The following is a 1,291-nucleotide window of genomic DNA, read 5'->3' on the forward strand; positions in this document are numbered from 1 at the left end:
TATGCCGTCCTAAATAAGGTTGACACTTTCCACCCCAAAAATTGGAGAGTGTTATGAAATCAACCACTAAAAGAACTCAGCGCGATTACTCCCTCGCTTTTAAACTCACTGTAGTTGATGAGGTTGAAAAAGGAAGCCTCACTTACAAACAAGCCCAAGAGAAGTATGGCATCCAAGGTTGCTCTACGGTTTTGGTTTGGCTTCGTAAGCATGGTCGACTAGATTGGTCTAAAGGGACACCTAACTTTATGTCCAAAGGAGACTCTATGACCGAGTTCAATTCACCTCCTACACCAGAGCAACGTATTAAAGAGCTTGAAAAGCAGCTCGAAGATGCTCAACTCAAAGCCGACTTCTTTGAAGCTGTCGTGAACGTTATGGAACGTGACTATGGTGTTAGAGTGACAAAAAAGCACAAAGAAGCGTTGTCCAAGAGAAAACCATAGTAGGTTTGAGCGTTACGAAGTTTTGTCAGTTAGTACAAATCTCTCGCCAAGCTTATTATAAGCAATGCCAAACTCAATCTCGTTGTGAACATCATGAGCATACTGTCATTGGCTTTGTCCGTGAAGTCAGGCTGAAGCAGCCACGCATTGGCACGCGTAAACTGAAGTTCTTAGCAGCAACAAAGGGCATTCAAATAGGTCGCGATAAGCTCTTTGAACTTCTCAGAAAGCATCGGCTGTTAGTGAGAGCAAGACGAGCCTATCACCGAACGACTGACAGCCGTCATCGATTTTTCTGTCACCCAAACAAAGTGAAAGATGGGCTGACACCAACGAAGCCAGAACAACTATGGGTTGCTGATATTACTTACTTGCCGACTCAAAATGGAGAGAGTTATCTCAGCTTGGTTACAGACGCTTATTCAAGGAAGATTGTTGGTTTTTATGTGGATGACAACATGAAAACTCAATCAGTTAAGCGGGCATTTATCTCAGCTCTCAGGCAACGGCAGAGTGAAGAAAAGCTAATACACCACTCAGATAGAGGCTCACAATACTGTTCGAAGGAATATCAAGATATCCATAAGAAACATAGAGTGACTTGCTCAATGACTGACGGGTATGACTGTTATCAGAATGCTTTAGCTGAGCGTGTAAATGGGATACTCAAAATGGAGCTCTTGCTGAAGAAACCGAAAGATCTGAAAGAAGCAAGGACGATGGTAGCAGAGTCCGTAGATATCTATAATCAAATGAGGCCTCATACGGCTTTAAAATACAAAACGCCCGATGAAGTACATCGAGCGTTTTAGTTAAAAAGTGTCAACCCATATCAGGACGGGTCA

Annotated in this window: 1 protein-coding gene; it reads left to right on the top strand. The window is 43.0% G+C overall.

The window, feature by feature from the left end; all coding sequences use genetic code 11:
* The first annotated feature begins 53 nt into the window (after nucleotides 1-53).
* Nucleotides 54-1,258, top strand: a protein-coding gene (locus R7Z47_RS24005) for an IS3 family transposase (RefSeq protein ID WP_102949810.1) whose coding sequence is annotated in 2 segments (ribosomal slippage) — nucleotides 54-405 and nucleotides 405-1,258 — 1,206 coding nt in all. Because the reading frame shifts where the segments join, the coding sequence is not laid out codon by codon here.
* Nucleotides 1,259-1,291: the final 33 nt, after the last annotated feature.

It is taken from the genome of Vibrio sp. 1641 (assembly GCF_033339995.1).
Taxonomy (GTDB): Bacteria; Pseudomonadota; Gammaproteobacteria; order Enterobacterales; family Vibrionaceae; genus Vibrio; species Vibrio alginolyticus.